The organism is Kitasatospora sp. NPDC048715, from assembly GCF_043198905.1.
GTDB lineage: Bacteria > Actinomycetota > Actinomycetes > Streptomycetales > Streptomycetaceae > Kitasatospora > Kitasatospora lactacystinica.
In genome coordinates this window covers 623,517-640,320 of the sequence record NZ_JBICVH010000001.1, presented here as the reverse complement: position 1 = coordinate 640,320, position 16,804 = coordinate 623,517, and the positions used below count along the sequence as shown (strand labels likewise).

At 73.9% G+C, this 16,804-nt stretch carries 14 protein-coding genes; 2 read left to right on the top strand and 12 right to left on the bottom strand.

The window, feature by feature from the left end; genetic code table 11:
- Nucleotides 1-201: 201 nt before the first annotated feature.
- The 10 genes from ACGFSC_RS02930 to ACGFSC_RS02885 are packed head-to-tail and all read right to left on the bottom strand — an operon-like array spanning nt 202 to nt 10,341.
- Nucleotides 202-1,746: an NADH-quinone oxidoreductase subunit N gene (locus ACGFSC_RS02930; RefSeq protein ID WP_359897578.1), complete on the bottom strand. Its 1,545-nt coding sequence runs from the start codon at nt 1,744-1,746 to the stop codon at nt 202-204.
- A gap of 56 nt (nt 1,747-1,802) precedes the next feature.
- Nucleotides 1,803-3,383, bottom strand: coding sequence for an NADH-quinone oxidoreductase subunit M (locus ACGFSC_RS02925; RefSeq protein ID WP_359897579.1), 1,581 nt, complete (start codon nt 3,381-3,383; stop codon nt 1,803-1,805).
- 53 nt (nt 3,384-3,436) lie between these two features.
- Nucleotides 3,437-5,491 carry an NADH-quinone oxidoreductase subunit L gene (locus tag ACGFSC_RS02920; RefSeq protein WP_359897580.1) on the bottom strand — a complete coding sequence of 685 codons (2,055 nt, stop codon included), beginning with the start codon at nt 5,489-5,491 and terminating at the stop codon, nt 3,437-3,439.
- A complete protein-coding gene (nuoK, locus tag ACGFSC_RS02915; protein WP_359897581.1) occupies nt 5,488-5,898 on the bottom strand; it encodes an NADH-quinone oxidoreductase subunit NuoK in 411 nt (136 codons plus the stop codon). Before nuoK ends, ACGFSC_RS02920 begins: the two co-directional genes overlap by 4 nt.
- Nucleotides 5,898-6,596, bottom strand: a complete 699-nt coding sequence (locus tag ACGFSC_RS02910; protein WP_359897582.1) for an NADH-quinone oxidoreductase subunit J — start codon at nt 6,594-6,596, stop codon at nt 5,898-5,900. Before ACGFSC_RS02910 ends, nuoK begins: the two co-directional genes overlap by 1 nt.
- Nucleotides 6,593-7,162, bottom strand: a complete 570-nt coding sequence (locus ACGFSC_RS02905) for an NADH-quinone oxidoreductase subunit I (protein WP_359897583.1) — start codon at nt 7,160-7,162, stop codon at nt 6,593-6,595. The genes ACGFSC_RS02910 and ACGFSC_RS02905 overlap by 4 nt, the downstream gene beginning before the upstream one ends.
- Entirely contained in the window at nt 7,159-8,118 is a 960-nt protein-coding gene (gene nuoH, locus ACGFSC_RS02900; RefSeq protein WP_380356089.1) for an NADH-quinone oxidoreductase subunit NuoH, read from the bottom strand. The genes ACGFSC_RS02905 and nuoH overlap by 4 nt, the downstream gene beginning before the upstream one ends.
- Nucleotides 8,115-9,227, bottom strand: a complete 1,113-nt coding sequence (locus tag ACGFSC_RS02895) for an NADH-quinone oxidoreductase subunit C (RefSeq protein WP_392862249.1) — start codon at nt 9,225-9,227, stop codon at nt 8,115-8,117. Before ACGFSC_RS02895 ends, nuoH begins: the two co-directional genes overlap by 4 nt.
- On the bottom strand, nt 9,224-9,934 hold the full coding sequence (locus ACGFSC_RS02890; protein ID WP_359902893.1) for an NADH-quinone oxidoreductase subunit B family protein: 711 nt from the start codon (nt 9,932-9,934) through the stop codon (nt 9,224-9,226). The genes ACGFSC_RS02895 and ACGFSC_RS02890 overlap by 4 nt, the downstream gene beginning before the upstream one ends.
- On the bottom strand, nt 9,925-10,341 hold the full coding sequence (locus tag ACGFSC_RS02885; protein WP_359902891.1) for an NADH-quinone oxidoreductase subunit A: 417 nt from the start codon (nt 10,339-10,341) through the stop codon (nt 9,925-9,927). The genes ACGFSC_RS02890 and ACGFSC_RS02885 overlap by 10 nt, the downstream gene beginning before the upstream one ends.
- Before the next feature lie 288 nt (nt 10,342-10,629).
- Here ACGFSC_RS02885 and ACGFSC_RS02880 point away from each other — a divergent pair, with 288 nt between their 5' ends.
- Nucleotides 10,630-11,850, top strand: a complete 1,221-nt coding sequence (locus ACGFSC_RS02880; RefSeq protein ID WP_380351312.1) for a sensor histidine kinase — start codon at nt 10,630-10,632, stop codon at nt 11,848-11,850.
- A 135-nt stretch (nt 11,851-11,985) separates the two neighbouring features.
- On the opposite strand, the gene ACGFSC_RS02875 is transcribed toward ACGFSC_RS02880, so the two are convergent.
- Complete coding sequence (locus ACGFSC_RS02875; RefSeq protein ID WP_380351320.1) at nt 11,986-13,110, bottom strand: S1C family serine protease; 1,125 nt, start codon at nt 13,108-13,110, stop codon at nt 11,986-11,988.
- Nucleotides 13,111-13,306: 196 nt separating this feature from the next.
- Between ACGFSC_RS02875 and galE the strand changes: the two genes are divergently transcribed.
- The gene (gene galE / locus ACGFSC_RS02870) at nt 13,307-14,293 is read left to right on the top strand and encodes a UDP-glucose 4-epimerase GalE (protein ID WP_359902884.1); all 987 of its coding nucleotides are present in this window, start codon (nt 13,307-13,309) and stop codon (nt 14,291-14,293) included.
- A gap of 58 nt (nt 14,294-14,351) precedes the next feature.
- On the opposite strand, the gene ACGFSC_RS02865 is transcribed toward galE, so the two are convergent.
- Nucleotides 14,352-16,739, bottom strand: coding sequence for a PQQ-binding-like beta-propeller repeat protein (locus ACGFSC_RS02865; protein WP_359902881.1), 2,388 nt, complete (start codon nt 16,737-16,739; stop codon nt 14,352-14,354).
- Nucleotides 16,740-16,804 lie beyond the last annotated feature (65 nt).

Below are 16,804 nucleotides of genomic sequence, written 5' to 3'. Positions count from 1 at the left end.
GTGGGGAAGCCCTTTCTGCCTCGTCCCTCGTGCCCGGTCAACGGGCGGGGCCGAGGGCCTTGTTCCCTTGTGACCCGACACGGTGACCGACGCGACACCGCAGCGCCGCAGCACCGGCGCGGCCGCGACGGCCCCGGGCCGCACCACCGGCACCGCCGTGACACCCCCCGGACCGCACCCCCGGCGCACTCCGGCGCCCGCTCAGAACAGCGAGCCGCCCGCCACCTGGAGGACCAGCTGCGGCGCCACCGAGAGGACCACGGCGGCCGAGGCGGTGAGCCCCAGCGTCGCGGTGAGGCCCACCGGCAGACGGCGCCCGGCGGCGGCCTCCGCGAGGGGCTCCTCCCCCGCCGGGGCGAACAGCCGGGCCGTCCACAGCAGGTAGTAGTACAGGGCGATGACCACGTTGACGGCCATCACCACGGCGAGCCAGCCCAGCCCGGCGTCGACCGCCGCGCGGAACACCACGACCTTGCCGAACAGGCCGATCACGCCCGGCGGCAGCCCGGCCAGGCAGAGCAGGAAGAAGGCGAGCGCCAGCGCCGTCCAGCGGTTGCGGGCGAACAGGCCGCGGAAGTCGTCCACGCTGGTCCCGGGCCGGCGGCCGACGGCGGCGACCACCCCGAAGGCGCCGAGGTTCACCACGCCGTAGATCAGCGCGTACGCGGCGGTGGCACCGAGCGGGTCGACGCCGGTCGGCGCGTAGCCGGCCGCGGCGAGCGGCACCAGCAGGTACCCGGCCTGGCCGACCGAGGACCAGGCCAGCAGCCGCACCGCGCTGTACCGGGTGTCGGGGCGCTGGCGCAGCGCGCCGACGTTGCCGGCGGTCATGGTGACGGCGGCCAGCACCGCGAGCACCAGGCCCCAGGTGTGGGCGTACGGGCGGAAGGCGACGGTGGTGGCCAGCGCCAGCCCGGACAGGCCGGCCGCCTTGCCGACCACCGAGAGGTAGCCGGCCACCGGCAGCGGCGCGCCGGTGTAGGTGTCGGGCACCCAGAAGTGGAACGGGACGGCGGCGACCTTGAAGGCGAAGCCGACCAGGGTCAGCACCGCGCCCGCCTCGGCCAGCGGCTTGAGCTGCCCGGGCGCGTGCTCCAGGCCCTGGGCGACGGCGCCGAGGTGCAGGCTGCCGCTCGCCGCGTAGACGAAGCCGACGCCGAGCAGCATCACGGCGGTCGCGGTCACCGAGGAGACGAAGAACTTGAAGGCGGCCTCGGCGCCCCGGCCGTCCCGGCGCAGCGCGACCAGGGCGAAGGCGGGCAGCGAGGCGACCTCCAGGGCGATCACCATGGTGGCGAGGTCGCGGGAGGCGGGCAGCAGCGCGGCGCCGGTGGCGCTGGAGAGCAGCAGGAACCAGTACTCGCCGCGCGGCAGCCGCTCGTCCTCCACCGTGTGCGCCGACAGCAGCGCCGCGATCAGCGCGCCGCCGAGGGCGAGCAGCTGGAACACCAGGGCGAAGTGGTCGGCGACGTACGAGCAGCCGCCGTTGTCGGACCCCCCTGCTACGTTCTGCACGCAGAAGGTCGCTCGGGGTGATCCGCCGATGAGGGGGAGGAGTGCGATGAGGGCGAGGGCGAGTCCGGCCGCGGTGAGGCGGCCGAGCCACTTCTTGTGCCGCTCGGGCAGGAACAGGTCCGTGAGCAGCACGGCGAGCGCGGCCACGGCGGCGATCAGCGGCGGTGCGATCGCCACCCAGTCCACGGACTGGATCAGGCTGCCCGGGTTGGCTACGGCGAGGGAGGTCACAGTGTGCTGCCCCGTGGAGTGAGGTCCGAGTGCGGCGGTCTGGGCTGCGAGCACGGTCAGCCACCCCCGAGGAGGTGCTTGACGGCGGGATCGGAGAGGCCGAGCAGCAGCGCGGGCCAGAGGCCGGCGAGCAGCGTCAGCGCGGCCAGCGGCGTCCAGCTGACGGCCTCGTACGGGCGCAGGTCGGCGAGCTCGGCCACCGGTGCGGGCTGCTCGGGGTCCCCCATGCAGACGCGCTTGACCACGATCAGGAGATACGCGGCGGTGAGGAGGGTGCCGAGGCCGGCCAGGACCATGTAGGTGACGAACGCGGGGCGCGACAGGCCGTCGGCCGGATCGAACGCGCCGAACATGGCGAGCAGCTCGCCCCAGAAGCCGGCCAGGCCGGGCAGACCGAGGCTGGCGACGGCGGCGAAGGCGAGCAGCACGCCCAGTCGCGGGGCCCGGCCGTACAGGGCGGCGCCGGTGGCCCCGGCGAGGGTGTCGAGGTCGGCCGTGCCGTAGCGGTCCTTGAGCGCGCCGACGACGAAGAACAGCAGGCCGGTGATCAGACCGTGGGCGATGTTGGCGAACAGCGCGCCGTTGACGCCCACCGGGGTGAGGGAGGCGATGCCGAGCAGCACGAAGCCCATGTGGCCGACGGAGGAGTACGCGATCAGGCGCTTGAGGTCGCCCTTGGCGCCGGGGCGGCAAAGCGCCAGGCAGGCCAGGGAGCCGTAGACGATGCCGACGGCCGCGAAGGCGCCCAGGTAGGGGGCCAGCGTGGTGGCGCCCTCCGGCACGACCGGGAGGAGGACGCGGACCAGACCGTAGGTGCCCATCTTCAGCAGCACGCCGGCGAGCAGCACCGAGCCCACCGTCGGGGCGGCGGTGTGGGCGTCCGGGAGCCAGCTGTGCAGCGGCCAGGCCGGGGCCTTGACCGCGAGCCCGACCAGGATCGCCAGCGCGGCGACCACCTGGGTGGTGTGGCTCAGGCCGCTGCCGTGCGCGGCGGCCAGGGCCTGCATGTCGAAGGTGCCGGCCTTGCTGCCGATCAGCAGGAAGCCGAGCAGCATCACGGCCGAGCCGAGCAGCGTGTAGAGGATGAACCGGTTGGCGGCCGGCACCTTCGCGCCGCTCCCCCAGCGGGCGATCAGGAAGTACATCGGGATCAGCACGATCTCGAAGGCCAGGAAGAAGAGCAGGAGGTCCAGCACCGCGAAGGTGGCGAGCATGCCGACTTCGAGCAGGAGGAACAGCCCGACGAAGGCCTGCGCCGACGGGCGAGGCTCATCAGGGGCTCCGCCCCGGGCGTCCCCGCCCGGCAGCCGCTTCTCCGAGTAGAGCGCGCAGAGGAAGGTGAGCAGCGCGGTCAGCACGATCAGCGGCAGCGAGATGCCGTCCACCCCGAGGTGGAGGCGCACGTGCAGGGCCGGGATCCAGGACACGTCGGTGGTGGCCTGCATCCGGGCGGGCTCGTCCTGGTCGAAGCCGGCCGCGAGGGCGACGGTGAGCAGGAACACCGCGCCGGTGACGACGGTGTTCAGCCGCAGTGCCCGCCGGCCGGCCACGGCCCGGTCCGGCCCGAACACCGGCGCCAGGGTGAGTGCGGCGCCGAGCAGCGGCAGCACCAGGAGGGCGATGAGGACTGCGTTCATCGGGGGCTCCCAGCAGCGGTCGAGGGGACGGAGGTGGAGGACAGCAGCACCGGCTACACCGCCACCAGGACGGCCAGCAGGACGACGGCGGCCAGCAGGGCGCTGAGGTAGGTCTGCGCGTTCCCGGTCTGCGCGAGCCGGACGGCCCGGCCGAGCAGGTTGGCACCGATGCCGCTGCCCTGCACGTAGCCCTCGACGACCTCGCGGTCGAGGAATCGGACCAGCTTGGCGGCGGCGACCACCGGGCGGACGAACAGCGCCCGGTACAGCCGGTCGACGCCGAAGCCGTGCCGGGCCGGGCCGAACAGCGGGCCGAGCAGGGTGCGCCCGGGGTCGGCGACGATCACCTCGGTGGCCGGGGCCCCGCCCTGCCCGGGCACCCGGCCGGCCGGTGCCGGGCGGCCGGTGCCCAGCCGGGCGGCCGCCGAGCGCCAGGCGCCGTACGCGGCGAGCGCGCCGACCACGGCGAGCCCGGTGCCGGTGACGGCGGTGACGGCGGAGGGCCGCAGCGAGCCGCCGTCCAGGAGCGCGGGCAGCCAGTCCGAGCGCACGCCGGCGATGCCGAAGCCCATGGTCGGCACGGCCAGCACCCACAGCGGCCAGCGCATCGCGGGCGGCTCGGCCGTGGCCGGGTCGGCCTCGTCGAGCTCGGGCGAGTACGGCGCGCCGGCCTCGTGGTCGGCCACGACGGTGCCCCGGTCGGCGGCGGGCAGCACCTTCGGTGCGGCCGCGGCGGCCCCGGCCGGGCTGTGGAACGCCACCAGGAACAGCCGGGCCGCGTACGCGGCGGTGAGCAGCGCGGTGAGTCCGGCGGAGATCAGCACGATCCACCCGGCCGCCTGCGGCACCGCCGAGGCCGGGCCGAGGCCGTTGGTCAGCGCCTCGCCGTTGGCGGCGTGCTCGGCGGCGGTGAGCACCGCCTCCTTGCTGAAGAAGCCGGAGAACGGCGGCAGCCCGATCAGGGCGACGAGCGCGATGCCCATCGTCCAGTAGGCGTCGGGGACGCGTTTGCGCAGCCCGGGGATGCGGGACATCGCGGAGATCGAGTTGGTGTGCGCGGCGTGGATCACCACACCGGCGGCCAGGAACAGCAGCGCCTTGAACGCGCCGTGGCTGACCAGGTGGAAGACCGAGGCCTCGCGGTCACCGGAGGCCAGCGCGCCGGCCATGTAGCCGAGCTGGCCGACGGTGGAGTAGGCGAGCACCCGTTTGAGGTCGTCCTGGGCGAGCGCGCAGAGCGCCGAGCCGATCATCGTCACGGCGGCCATCACCGCGAGCACGACCAGCGCCGCGCCCGACAGCAGGAAGACCGGCAGCAGCCGGGCGACCAGGTAGATGCCGGCCGCGACCATGGTGGCGGCGTGGATCAGCGCGGAGACCGGGGTCGGGCCGGCCATCGCGTCCGGGAGCCAGGTGTGCAGCGGGAACTGCGCGCTCTTGCCGGCCACGCCGGCGAGCAGCAGCAGGGCGGTCAGCGTCGGGTGCCCGAGCCGGCCCTCCGACGCGGCCGCCAGCACGTCCGGGATGCGGAAGCTGCCGGCGTCCGCGCCGAGCAGGAAGATCCCGAACAGGAACGGCACGTCACCGAGCTTGGTGACCAGGAAGGCCTTCAGCGAGGCCGAGCGGGCGTCCGCCGTCTCCCAGTGGTGGCCGATCAGGAAGTACGAGCACAGGCCCATGACCTCCCAGCCGACCAGCAGCACGATCAGGTCGCCCGAGTAGACCACCAGGAACATCGCCGCGGTGAACAGCGAGACCAGCGCCGCGTAGGACGGGTAGCGCGGGTCCTCCTTGAGGTACGCGGTCGAGTAGACCTGGACGCAGGTGGCGACCAGTCCGACCAGCACCGAGATCAGCGAGCTGAAGCCGTCCAGGTGGAGGGCGAGGGCGATGTCCGGGCCGCCGGTCGGGGTGAGCCGGGTGGCGGCGTCCAGGGTCTGGCCGGCGCCCAGCTGGAGGGCGACCACCAGGGCGAGCACCGCCGAGACGGCGACCGGGACGACGGCCAGCGGCCGGGCCAGCCCGGGCGCCTTCCGGCCGACGGCCAGGGTCGCGGCGGCGCCGAGCGCGGGCAGCGCCGGGACGAGTACGGGAAGGGCGAGGTTCATGCGGCGGCCCGGCCCTTCAGTGCCTCGGCTCCGGCCGGCGCCCCGGTGTCGACCGGTGTCCCGGCGTCGACCGGCGTCTCCTCGACGGCGAACGCCTCGGCCGGGTCGCCGAGCGCGGTGGCCCGGTCGATGTCCGCGGTGCCCCGGGCCCGGAACAGCAGCAGGACGATGGCGAGCCCCAGTCCGATCTCGGCGGCGGCGACGGTGATGGTGAACAGGGTGAGCGCCTGTCCGGCGTGCAGCGAGTCGCGCAGCCAGGCGTCGAAGGCGACCAGGTTGAGGTTGACGGCGTTGAGCATCAGCTCGACGGACATCAGCACCAGGACGGCGTTGCGCCGGGCGAGCACGCCGTACACGCCGACGCTGAACAGCAGCGCGGCGAGGACGGCGGGGTAGGCGAGGTGCATCAGCCCTCCTGCTCAGAGGTCGACTGCTCGGAGGTCGCCGGAGCCGGCTTCGGCGCGGTCGCGGCGACCGTCCCGTTGGACCCGACCGGCCGACCGGCGCGCAGCCGGCCCGCCCGGGGCGCCGGCACCCGCCGCTTGGAGCCGCGCGACAGCACGATCGCGCCGACCAGCGCCGCCAGCAGCAGCACGGACAGCGCCTCGAAGGGCAGCACCCAGTGCCGGAACAGGCTGGCCCCGGTGACGGCGGCCGAGCCGCCGCCCTGGCCGAGGTCGATCCAGGAGGTCCGGAAGGCGTCGACGACCAGCGTGACCAGGGTCCCGGCCGCGGCCAGCGCCACGACCAGGGCCACCCAGCGGTTCTTGGAGTCGGCGTCCGGCGAGCGCCCGATCGGCGCCTTGGTGAGCATCAGCCCGAACAGCACCAGGACGACCACCGAGCCGAGGTAGATCAGCACCTGCACCCAGGCGATGAACTCGGCCGTGAGCAGCAGGAACTCCACCGCCAGCCCGCCGAGCGCGACCACCAGCCAGAGCGCGGCGTGCACCAGCTGCCTGGTGGTCACCGAGACCACGGCCGAGCCGAGCACGGCGATGCCGACCAGCAGGAAGACGATCTCCTGGCCGGTCGGGGACAGGAACGAACGGGCGGCCGGCTCCAGGGAGCCGGTCGCCGCGAGAAGCGTGGTGGCACCGGTCACGCGTCGTCACCCTTCTCGTCGGTGGCCGATTGCGCGGCCGCCGCGGCGGCCGCGGCCAGCTTGTCCGCCGCCTTGCGCGCGGTGGCGATCTCCTTGGGCTCCTCGGCCGCCGGGTCCAGCGCCGGCGGCGCGGGGACGGTCCACATCCACTCGCGGAGCTTGTCCCGCTCGTGGGTCAGCTCGTGGATGTCGGTCTCCGCGTACTCGAACTCCGGCGACCAGAACAGCGCGTCGAAGGGACAGACCTCGATGCAGATCCCGCAGTACATGCAGAGCGAGAAGTCGATGGCGAAGCGGTCCAGCACGTTGCGGGTGCGGGCCCGGGCGTTCGGCTCGGCGGCCGGCAGCGTCTCCTTGTGGGAGTCGATGTAGATGCACCAGTCCGGGCACTCGCGCGCGCAGAGCATGCACACCGTGCAGTTCTCCTCCAGCAGCGCGATGACGCCGCGCGAGCGCGGCGGCAGCACCGGCTGCACGTCGGGGTACTGCGCGGTGACGCTCTTCCTCGTCATCGTCCGCAGCGTCACGGCCAGGCCCTTGGCGAGGCCGATACCGGGGAAGCTCATGAGATCGCCACCTTGATGATGCCGGTGAGGGCCAGCTGGACCAGCGCGAGCGGGATCAGCACCGTCCACGCGAAGCGCATCAGCTGGTCCTCGCGCAGACGCGGGTAGGTGACCCGCAGCCAGATGACCACGAAGGCCAGCGCGAAGGTCTTGAGGATCATCCAGAGCCAGCCGAGCTGGTCCGGCAGCGGTCCGTGCCAGCCGCCCAGGAAGAGCACCGCGGTCAGCGCGGACACCACCAGGATGCCCACGTACTCGGACAGCAGGAACAGGGCGAACCGCAGACCGGTGTACTCGGTGTACGCGCCGAAGATGATCTCCGAGTCGGCGATCGGCATGTCGAACGGCGGGCGCTGGAGCTCGGCCAGACCGGCCGTGAAGAAGACGAACGCGCCGATGACCTGCCAGGGCAGCCAGTACCACTCCCAGGCGTCCACGATCCCGGGCAGCGACAGCGTGCCGGCGGCCATCGCCACCGAGGCCGCCGCCAGCACCATCGGCAGCTCGTACGACATCAGCTGCGCGGCCGTGCGCAGGCCTCCGAGCAGCGAGAACTTGTTCGCCGAGGCCCAGCCGGCCATCAGCTTGCCGATCACGCCGACGCCCATCACGGCCAGCACGAAGAACAGGCCGGCGTCGATCGCCTGGCCGACGAAGCCGTTCGGGCCGACCGGGATCGCCAGCAGCACGAAGAGGTACGGCAGCAGCGAGACGGCGGGCGCCAGCTGGAAGATCCGGCGGTCCGCCCCGGCCGGGACGATGTCCTCCTTCTGCGCGAACTTCACGCCGTCCGCGACGAGCTGCGCCCAGCCGTGGAAGCCGCCCGCGTACATCGGACCGAGCCGGCCCTGCATGTGCGCCATGACCTTGTGCTCGGTCTGGCCGATGACCAGCGGGAAGACCAGGAAGACGACGAGGGTGGCGACGCAGCGCAGCACCGTGTCGAGCAGGTTCACGCGCCGTCTCCGTCCTGGTCGGCCGCTCCGGCCGAGGTCTCGTCCTTCTGCTCGCCCGGTTCGCCCGGTTCGCCCGGCTTCTCGCCCGAGGGCTTCTCGTCGTGGGCGGGCACCGGGTTGTGCCAGGGCGCGTCGGAGGACCGGGGCGCGTCGGAGGTCCGGGGCCGTACGGGAGCCGCGGGCTCGGCCGTCGGTTCGCCGGCCGTCTGGCTGGCCGACCCCTCGGACACCGACCGGGTCCGCCGCGGGCGGTCCGCCCGCACCGGCGGGGCGCCCTCGGCGGCGGGAGCGGCAGGAGCCGCAGGAGCATCGGGAGTGGCGGGAGCTTCGGGAGTGGCGGCGGCATCGGCACCCGCCTGGCTGGCCGACCCCGCGGACACCGACCGGGTCCGCCGCGGCCGGTCCGCCCGCACCGGAGCGCCGCCCTCAGCGGCGGCAGCAGCACCGGCAGCGGCGGCACCGCCGGCCGCGCCCGCCCGGGGCGTCCGCGCCGCCGCGCCCGCCGCCCGCGCACCGCGCGCGGGCCGCTCGGCGACCGGCGGCAGGGTGCCCTTGAGCGGCCCCCACTCGTTCGGGTCCGGCACGCCGGCCGGCTGCATCTTGCGCCGGGCCGGCCCGCCGCCGTGATCGGACTCGCCCGGCTCCTTGGCGCCCGGCCAGTCCTTGGCGACCCGCGCCGCGAGCACGAACTCCTTGCGCAGCGGGTTCCCCTCGAAGCCGTCCGGCAGCAGCAGGGTGGCGAGGTGGGGGTGCCCGGGGAAGTCGATGCCGAACATCTCGTGGGTCTCGCGCTCGTGCCAGGCGGCACCGGCGTAGACGGCGACGGCGGTGGGCAGCGCCGCCCTGTCGCGCGGCACCCGGGTGCGCAGCGCGAGGTGCCGCACGCCCGGCGCCTCGACGGCGGCCAGGTGCGCGACCACCGAGAAGCCCTCGGCGAGCTCGTCGACGGCGCTCAGCCAGTCGAAGAAGCCCAGCCCCAGGACGTCCCGGGCGTTGGTGAGCGCCTCGATCCAGTTCTCGGCCGGGACGTCGACGGTGATCAGCCCGTACGCCTCGGCGCCGGTCGCCCACTCCCCGACCGACGCCGCGCACTGCTCGGCGGAAGTCACGAGACCCCTCCCTCGGTCGAAGAGCCGGCCGGAGCCCCGGTCGGGGATCCGGCCTCGGGAACGTCCCCGGAGCCCGTCCCGGTGCCCTGCGAGGGCCCGGTCACCAGCGGACGGCGCAGCGCCGACGCGGGCGCCGCGTAGCGGTCCGGCAGGGACTCGGCGGCGATCTTCTCCTGGAGCTTGAGGATGCCCTGGAGCAGCGCCTCCGGCCGCGGCGGGCAGCCGGGTACGTAGACGTCCACCGGGATGATCTGGTCCACGCCCTTGGTGACCGAGTAGGAGTCCCAGTACGGGCCGCCGGAGTTGGAGCAGGCGCCGAAGGAGATGACGTACTTCGGCTCGGGCATCTGCTCGTAGAGGCGCTTGACGGCGGGCGCCATCTTGTCGGTCACCGTCCCGGAGACGATCATCAGATCGGCCTGCCGGGGTCCGGGAGCGAACGGGATGACACCCATCCGGATGAAGTCGTGCTTGGCCATGGACGCGGCGATGAACTCGATCGCGCAGCAGGCCAGGCCGAAGTTGAAGCACCAGAGGCTGTAGCGGCGGCCCCAGTTGAGCACCACCTTGACCGGGTCCGGCGCGAGCCGGGCCAGCGGGCCGATGCCGCGGCGCTCGACGGCGCCGGGGCGCGCGGGGTCCGGCAGGCCGAGCGGAACGGGACCGCCCTCGGCGCCGCCGTGCGAGTGGGAGTGCGTCACGTCCATTCCAGAACGCCCTTCTTCCAGGCGTAGAGCAGCCCGACCGCGAGGAAGCCGATGAACAGGAACATCTCGATCAGGGTTCCGGCGCCGTACCCTGCGGTGGCGAAGACGGTCGCCCAGGGGAACAGGTAGATCGCGTCCACCGCGAAGATCACGTACAGGAAGGCGTACACGTAGTAGCGGATCTGGGTGTGCGCCCAGTCCTCGCCCACCGGGTCCACTCCGCACTCGTACGTGAGGAGTTTCTCGGGCGAGTACACCACGGGTCGCAGCAGCCGGTTGGCGGTGAACGCCACGGCGACGAAGAGCACCCCGACGACGGCCAGCAGACCCATCGCGGCGTACGCGTCGAAGTAGCCGCTGCCGACCGCCGGGTCGGCCGCGACGGCAGCCGCGTGCTTCCCCTCCATGCCTTCGCCTCCACCTCGACCGAGAACCCGCCCTAAGGACAGTTCTACGACGTTTACTCTCACGGGCCTAACGATGGCCAAAGCGTGAGTCTAAGGGGACCGCTCCGCTCCGCCCGAAACCTGCTCGGTCCGCAAGACGGCCGGTGGACACCGTGGCGGACCGCCGGCGACCGGGCCCGGGGGTGGGGTTAACCCCCGGCCGGGAAGATGTATCACCCCCATGGCATCCCCCGCCCGCCGTTCGGGAAGCTTGGTCCAGCCGCACGACGAAGAGGGACGGTAGATCCGATGAAGCCGCTGCACCGCGCCGTGGACGCCATCAAGGAGCAGGACGCTCGGATGGAGCGCCCGCCGCTGTACGGCAGGAGGATGTGGCACCAGGTCGGACGACTGCTGCTCAACCTGCCGCTCGGCATCTTCGGCTTCGTGCTGGCCGTGGCCACGCTCTCGGTCGGCCTGGGGCTGTCGATCACCGTGATCGGCCTGCCGCTGCTGGCCGGCGGCCTGGCGCTCTCGCGCTCCCTGGGCGCGCTGGGCCGGCGGCGGGCACGGTCGGCCTACGACTCCGGGATCGACGAGCCGCAGCCGGTGGAGCCGCGCCGCCCGGGGATGGTGGGCTACACCATCGCCCAGCTCACCGACCTGCTGAACTGGCGCTCGGCGCTCTACAACGTGCTGATGCTGCCCTGGGGCGTGCTCAGCTTCGCGCTGACCCTGATCTCGGTGATCGCGCTCTGGCCGGTGCTGCCCTGGGTGGTCCGCGGGCTGGCCGCGGTGGACCGCATCCTGATCGAGTCGCTGCTCTTCCCGGGCGCCCTGGCCGAGCGGGTGCGCGAACTGGAGGACGACCGCGGCACCGTGGTCGACACCGCCGCCGCCGACCTGCGCCGGATCGAGCGCGACCTGCACGACGGGGCCCAGGCCCGGCTGGTCGCGCTGGCGATGGACCTCGGCATGGCCAAGGAGCGGCTGCGCGAGGTGGAGTCCGAGGACGACATGGCGGCCGCCACCAGGATGGTCGACAACGCCCACGGCGAGGTGAAGCTGGCCCTCCAGGAGCTGCGCGACCTGGCCCGCGGCATCCACCCGGCGGTGCTCACCGACCGCGGCCTGGACGCCGCACTGTCCTCGGTCGCCGCCCGCTGCACCGTCCCCGGCGGGGTCCGGGTGAACGTCGACCTGACCGGCCCGGACGGGGAGCCCGAGCGCCCCGACTCGGCGGTCGAGGGCATCGCCTACTTCACCGTCAGCGAGTTGCTGACCAACGTCTCCAAGCACGCCGGCGCCCGCTCCGCCTCGGTCGAGGTCTGGCGCTCGGAGCACCAGCTGATGGTGCTGGTCCAGGACGACGGCAAGGGCGGCGCGGCCCCCTACCCGGGCAGCGGACTGGCCGGGCTGGCCGAGCGGATCCGCGCGGTGGACGGGGTCTTCCTGGTGGAGAGCCCCGAGGGCGGCCCGACCACCGTCACCGTCGAGCTGCCCTGGCGCACCCGCGCCGCCCGCCGCTGAGCGCCCCGTCCCCCGGACACGGCAGGGCGCCGGGACCTCGTCGAGGCGGAGACGAGGTCCCGGCGCCGGTCCGGTACGGCACCCGGCCCGCTGCACCCTTGCGCGGCGTGCGGCCCGGCGTCCCCGTACCGGGGCTCAGGGCGAGGTCTGGGCGGCTGCCAGCTCGCCGAGGGTGACGTCGGCGGTCTTGGTGGCTCCGTTGCGGGTGTAGGTGACGGTGACCTTGGTGCCCGGGCTGAGCGAGGCGAGCGCGGTGGTGAGCGCGTTCAGCGAGTCCACCTGGGTGTCGCCGATCTTGGTGATGACGTCCCCGGCCTGGAGCCCCGCCGAGGCCGCCGCCCCGCCCGGGGTGACCTCCACGATGACCGCGCCGGAGGGCTGGAACTGCTGGTTGAAGCTGGTCCGGGCGGTGATGCCGAGCGCGGCCCGGCCGGAGTTGGTCACCTTGCCCTGCTTGATCAGCTGGTCGGCGATGTTGGTGATGGTGCTCGCCGGGATGGCGAAGCCGATGCCGGGGGCGGCCGCGCCGTTGGTCTGCGGCTCGGTCGCGGCGAGGGTGTTGATGCCGATCACCTTGCTGTCCAGGTCGGCCAGCGCACCGCCGCTGTTGCCCGGGTTGATCGCCGCCGAGGTCTGCACCATGTTGCTGATCGTGGCGCCCGGCGACCCCGGGCCCTGGGGCTCGGAGACGGTCCGCCCGATGGCCGAGACGATGCCCTGGGTGACGCTGCTGGAGAGGCCCAGCGGGCTGCCCATGGCGAGGGTGATCTGGCCGATCTGGACCTTGCCCGAATCGCCGAAGCTGGCCGGCTTGAGGCCGCTCGGCGGGTTGTTCAGCCGGATCACCGCGAGGTCGGAGTCGGGGTAGCTGGCGACCAGGCCGGCGTCCAGCGCCGTGGTGCTGTTGGCGAGGGTCACCGTGAAGGTGGTCGCGGTGCCGACCACGTGGGCGTTGGTGACGATGTCGCCCTTGTCGTCGTAGACGATCCCGGACCCGAGGCTGTCGCCGGTGGTGATCTGCACCACGGAGGGCAGCACGTTGGCGATCACCGCCTGGTAGGCGTCCTGCAACTGGATCCCGCCGTTCGACTGGCCGGACGACGAGGCGGCCTGCGGGGAGCCGGCGGCCGGGGACGGACCGGTGGCGGCGACGGTGGACGAGGAGGACGTGCCGCTGCTGCACCCGGCCAGTGCCAGCACGGCCGCCAGCGCCACCGCGACGGCCCCCGGCAGCCGCCCGCCCGGCGGCCTCGGCCCGATCGGCCGCGGCCCGGCGGGCAGGGGGTTGGCGTGTTCCTTGTGACGGCGCACCTGGCTGCCTCCGATTCGTCACCGCGCCGAACGGGCGCAGGTGTGGACGCACGGAAATCCTGCTCAGCTTTTCACCGTTTTGTCCGCTTTGCAGCCTCGACTCGCCCGAACGTGGCGATCGAATCCGAACGCCTAGGATCGGCACATGACTTGGTTGATCACCGGCGGTGCCGGATACATCGGCGGACACGTCGTCCGACAGCTGCTCGACGCCGGGGAGCGCGTCGCCGTCCTGGACGACCTCAGCACCGGCGACGCCTCCCGGCTGCCGGCCGGCGTCCCCCTGATCGAGGGCTCCACCCTGGACCGCGCCGCCCTGGACGCCGCGATCCGCGAACACGGCGTCGAGGGCATCCTGCACTTCGCCGCCAAGAAGCAGGTCGGCGAGTCCGTCGAGCAGCCCTTCCTGTACTACCGCGAGAACATGATCGGCCTCCAGACCGTTCTGGAGGCCGCCGCCGAGGGCGGGGTGAAGCGCTTCCTCTTCTCCTCCTCCGCCGCGGTCTACGGCATGCCGGACGTCGACCTGGTCACCGAGTCCACGCCCTGCGCCCCGATGAGCCCGTACGGCGAGACCAAGCTGGCCGGCGAGTGGCTGGTCGCCGCGGCCGGCAAGGCCCACGGCATGTCCACCGTGGCCCTGCGCTACTTCAACGTGGCCGGCGCCGCCTCCCCCGAGCTCTCCGACGCCGGGGTGTTCAACCTGATCCCGATGGTCTTCGAGCGGCTCACCGCCGGCGAGGCCCCGCGGATCTTCGGCGACGACTACCGGACCCCGGACGGCACCTGCGTCCGCGACTTCATCCACGTCTCCGACATCGCCTCGGCGCACGTGGCGGCCGCCAAGCGGATGGCCGCCGACCCGGCCGGCGCGACCTCCCTGGTGCTGAACATCGGCCGCGGCGAGGGCGTCAGCGTCAAGGAGATGCTGGAGGTGATCGGCAAGGTCACCGGCTACGACACCGCCGCCGAGGTGACCCCGCGCCGCGCCGGCGACCCGGCCCGCGTGGTGGCCTCCGCCGACCTGATCCACCGCGAGCTGGGCTGGACCGCCCGTCACGACGTGACGGAGATGGTCTCCTCCGCGTGGGACGGCTGGTGCAGCCGCCACCCCGGGGCCCGCAAGGCCTGAGGCCCGACCCGGCGCCGCCGCTCCGGCGGCGCCGACCCGGCGGTGTCCGCCCCGCGGTTCAGCGGGCGGGCACCGCCGTGCCGTAGAAGGCGTCCAGCGCGTACACGCAGCGGTCCTTGGAGCCGACGAAGACCCGGCCGCCGACCGCCACCGGCGAGCCGGTGAGCTCGCCCTTGGTGCCGAGCTCCCAGCGCAGCTGACCGCTCGCCAGGTCCAGGGTGTGCAGCGAGTGGTCCCGGCTGCCCAGGTGCACCAGGCCGTCGGCCACCGCCGGGGAGCCGACGATCTCCCCGCGGGCGGTGTAGCGCCAGCGCTCCCGGCCGCCGGCCGCCTCGAAGGCGTACAGCACCTCGCCGTTGCCGACCAGCACCATGCCGTCCGCGACCACCACCGGGTCGGCGCCCTGGCGGCGGCCGGTGACCCCGCGCCAGCGGTCCAGGCCGGTGGCCGCGTCCAGCGCGTAGACCGTGCCCAGGTAGTCGGCCACGTAGACCGCGTCGGCGTCCAGGGCGGGCGGGGTGAACAGCACCACCGGGGCCTCGAAGCGCCAGCGCTCCGCCCCGCTGGCCGCGTCCAGCGCGTACACCCGGGTGCCGGCCGACACGTACAGCACGCCGCCGCGCTCCACCGGGTGCGAGGGCACGTCCTCGCCGACCGGGAAGGACCAGCGCAGGCCCGCGCCGCGCGGATCGACGCAGCGCAGCCGCCCGCCGCCGTAGTAGTAGGCGGCGCCGCCCACCAGGACCGGACCGGACTGCGGGTTCTCGTAGTCCTGCTGGGCGTCGTCCGCGCGCCACAGCTCGGCGCCGTTGGCGGCCGAGCGGAGCTGGACGCCGCCGCCCCTGATGCCGCAGCAGAGCACGCCGTCGGCGGCGGAGAGCGAGTAGACCCAGCCGTCCAGCGAGGTGCGCCAGCGCTCGGTGCCGTCCGCGGCGTCCACGGTGTACAGGTGCGGGCCGTCCGCCGCGTGCACCCGGCCGGCGTCCACCGCGAGCGCCCAGGCGACGTCCCGGGTCTTGTAGCGGCGCTCGCCGGAGGCGATGTCCAGCGCGTGCACCTCGAAGCTGGAGACGAAGAGCGTGCCGTCCGCGACCACCGGGGTGCCCCAGACGTCGTTGGACATCCGGAACCGCCAGGGGCGCCAGCGGGCGACCGGCGCGGGCGGCGGGGTGGGGGCCCGGCGGACCCAGTCGGTCGTGGCCGGGGCGGTGCTCGGGCCGGGCTGCTCGTACTCGGCCCGCGGCCCCGGGCCTATCCGCACCGAGGCACCGGACAGCTGCACCTCGACGGAGCCGCCGGTCGGCGCCCGGTGCCGGTTCGGGGAGGCGATCTTCGCGGTCGGGATCTCGGCGTCCGAGTGCGGGCCCGGCTGCGGCAGGCTGTGCACCGGCCCGGCCGGCGGCTGGGCGTGCCGCCCGCCCGGGTTGGTGCGCGGGTCGGCCGGTCCGAGGTGCTGCGGCGGGACGTGCGCGGGCGGGACGTGGGCGGGCGGGCCCTGGGGATGCGGGGGCGGCTGGGCCGGTCCGGCCGGCGGGCGCGACGGCGGGGCGGCCGGCCGGCGGCCCCGCTTGCGCTCGATCAGCTCCAGCGCGTTGGCCGGCAGCCACTCCCCGGCCTCGCCGGAGGCGTCGTCCCGCGAGAAGAGGTGCGGGGCCAGCTCGGTCTGGATCTGCGCCGGGGTGGGCCTGCGCTCGGGGGCCTGCTGCATGCAGGCGCGGACCAGGTCCATCAGCTCCGGCGGCATGCCGGTCAGGTCCGGCTCCTCGCGCAGCAGCTGGAACACCGTCTCGACGGGGTTGGAGCCCCGGTAGGGCGGGTGCCCGGTGGCGCAGAAGACCATCAGCGAGCCGAGCGAGAAGACGTCGCTGGCGCCCCGGACGGTACGGCTGTCCCGGGCCTGCTCGGGGGACATGTAGGCGGGGGTGCCGACCGCGACGTTGGTCATGGTGAGCCGGGTGCTGGACACCCCGGCCGCGATGCCGAAGTCGATCACCTTCGGGCCGTCCTCGACCACCAGGACGTTGGAGGGCTTGAGGTCGCGGTGGATCAGCCCGGCCGCGTGGATGGACTGGAGGGCCTCCGCGATGCCGGCGACCAGCCAGCGGGTGGCCTCCACCGGCAGCGGGCCGCAGTCCTCGACCAGGTCCTCCAGGGAGGGGGCCGGGATGTACGCGGTGGCCAGCCAGGGCACCCGGGCGTCCGCGTCCGCGTCCACCACGGCCGCCGTGTAGAAGCCGCCGACCGTCTTGGCCGCCGCGATCTCCCGGGCGAAGCGGACCCGGAACAGCTCGTCCTCGGCCAGCTCACCCCGCACGGTCTTGATGGCCACCCGCCGCCCCGACGCGGAACGCGCCAGGTAGACCAGCCCCATCCCACCCGCGCCGAGCCGCCCCAGCACCTCGAAGGGCCCGATCCGCCTCGGATCGTGCGCCGTCAGCTGGTCCACTCCGCTGCCACCTCCCCGTTGTCCGCACCCGCCGCGTGGTGCCGGACCCGATTCTCCAATGCCGT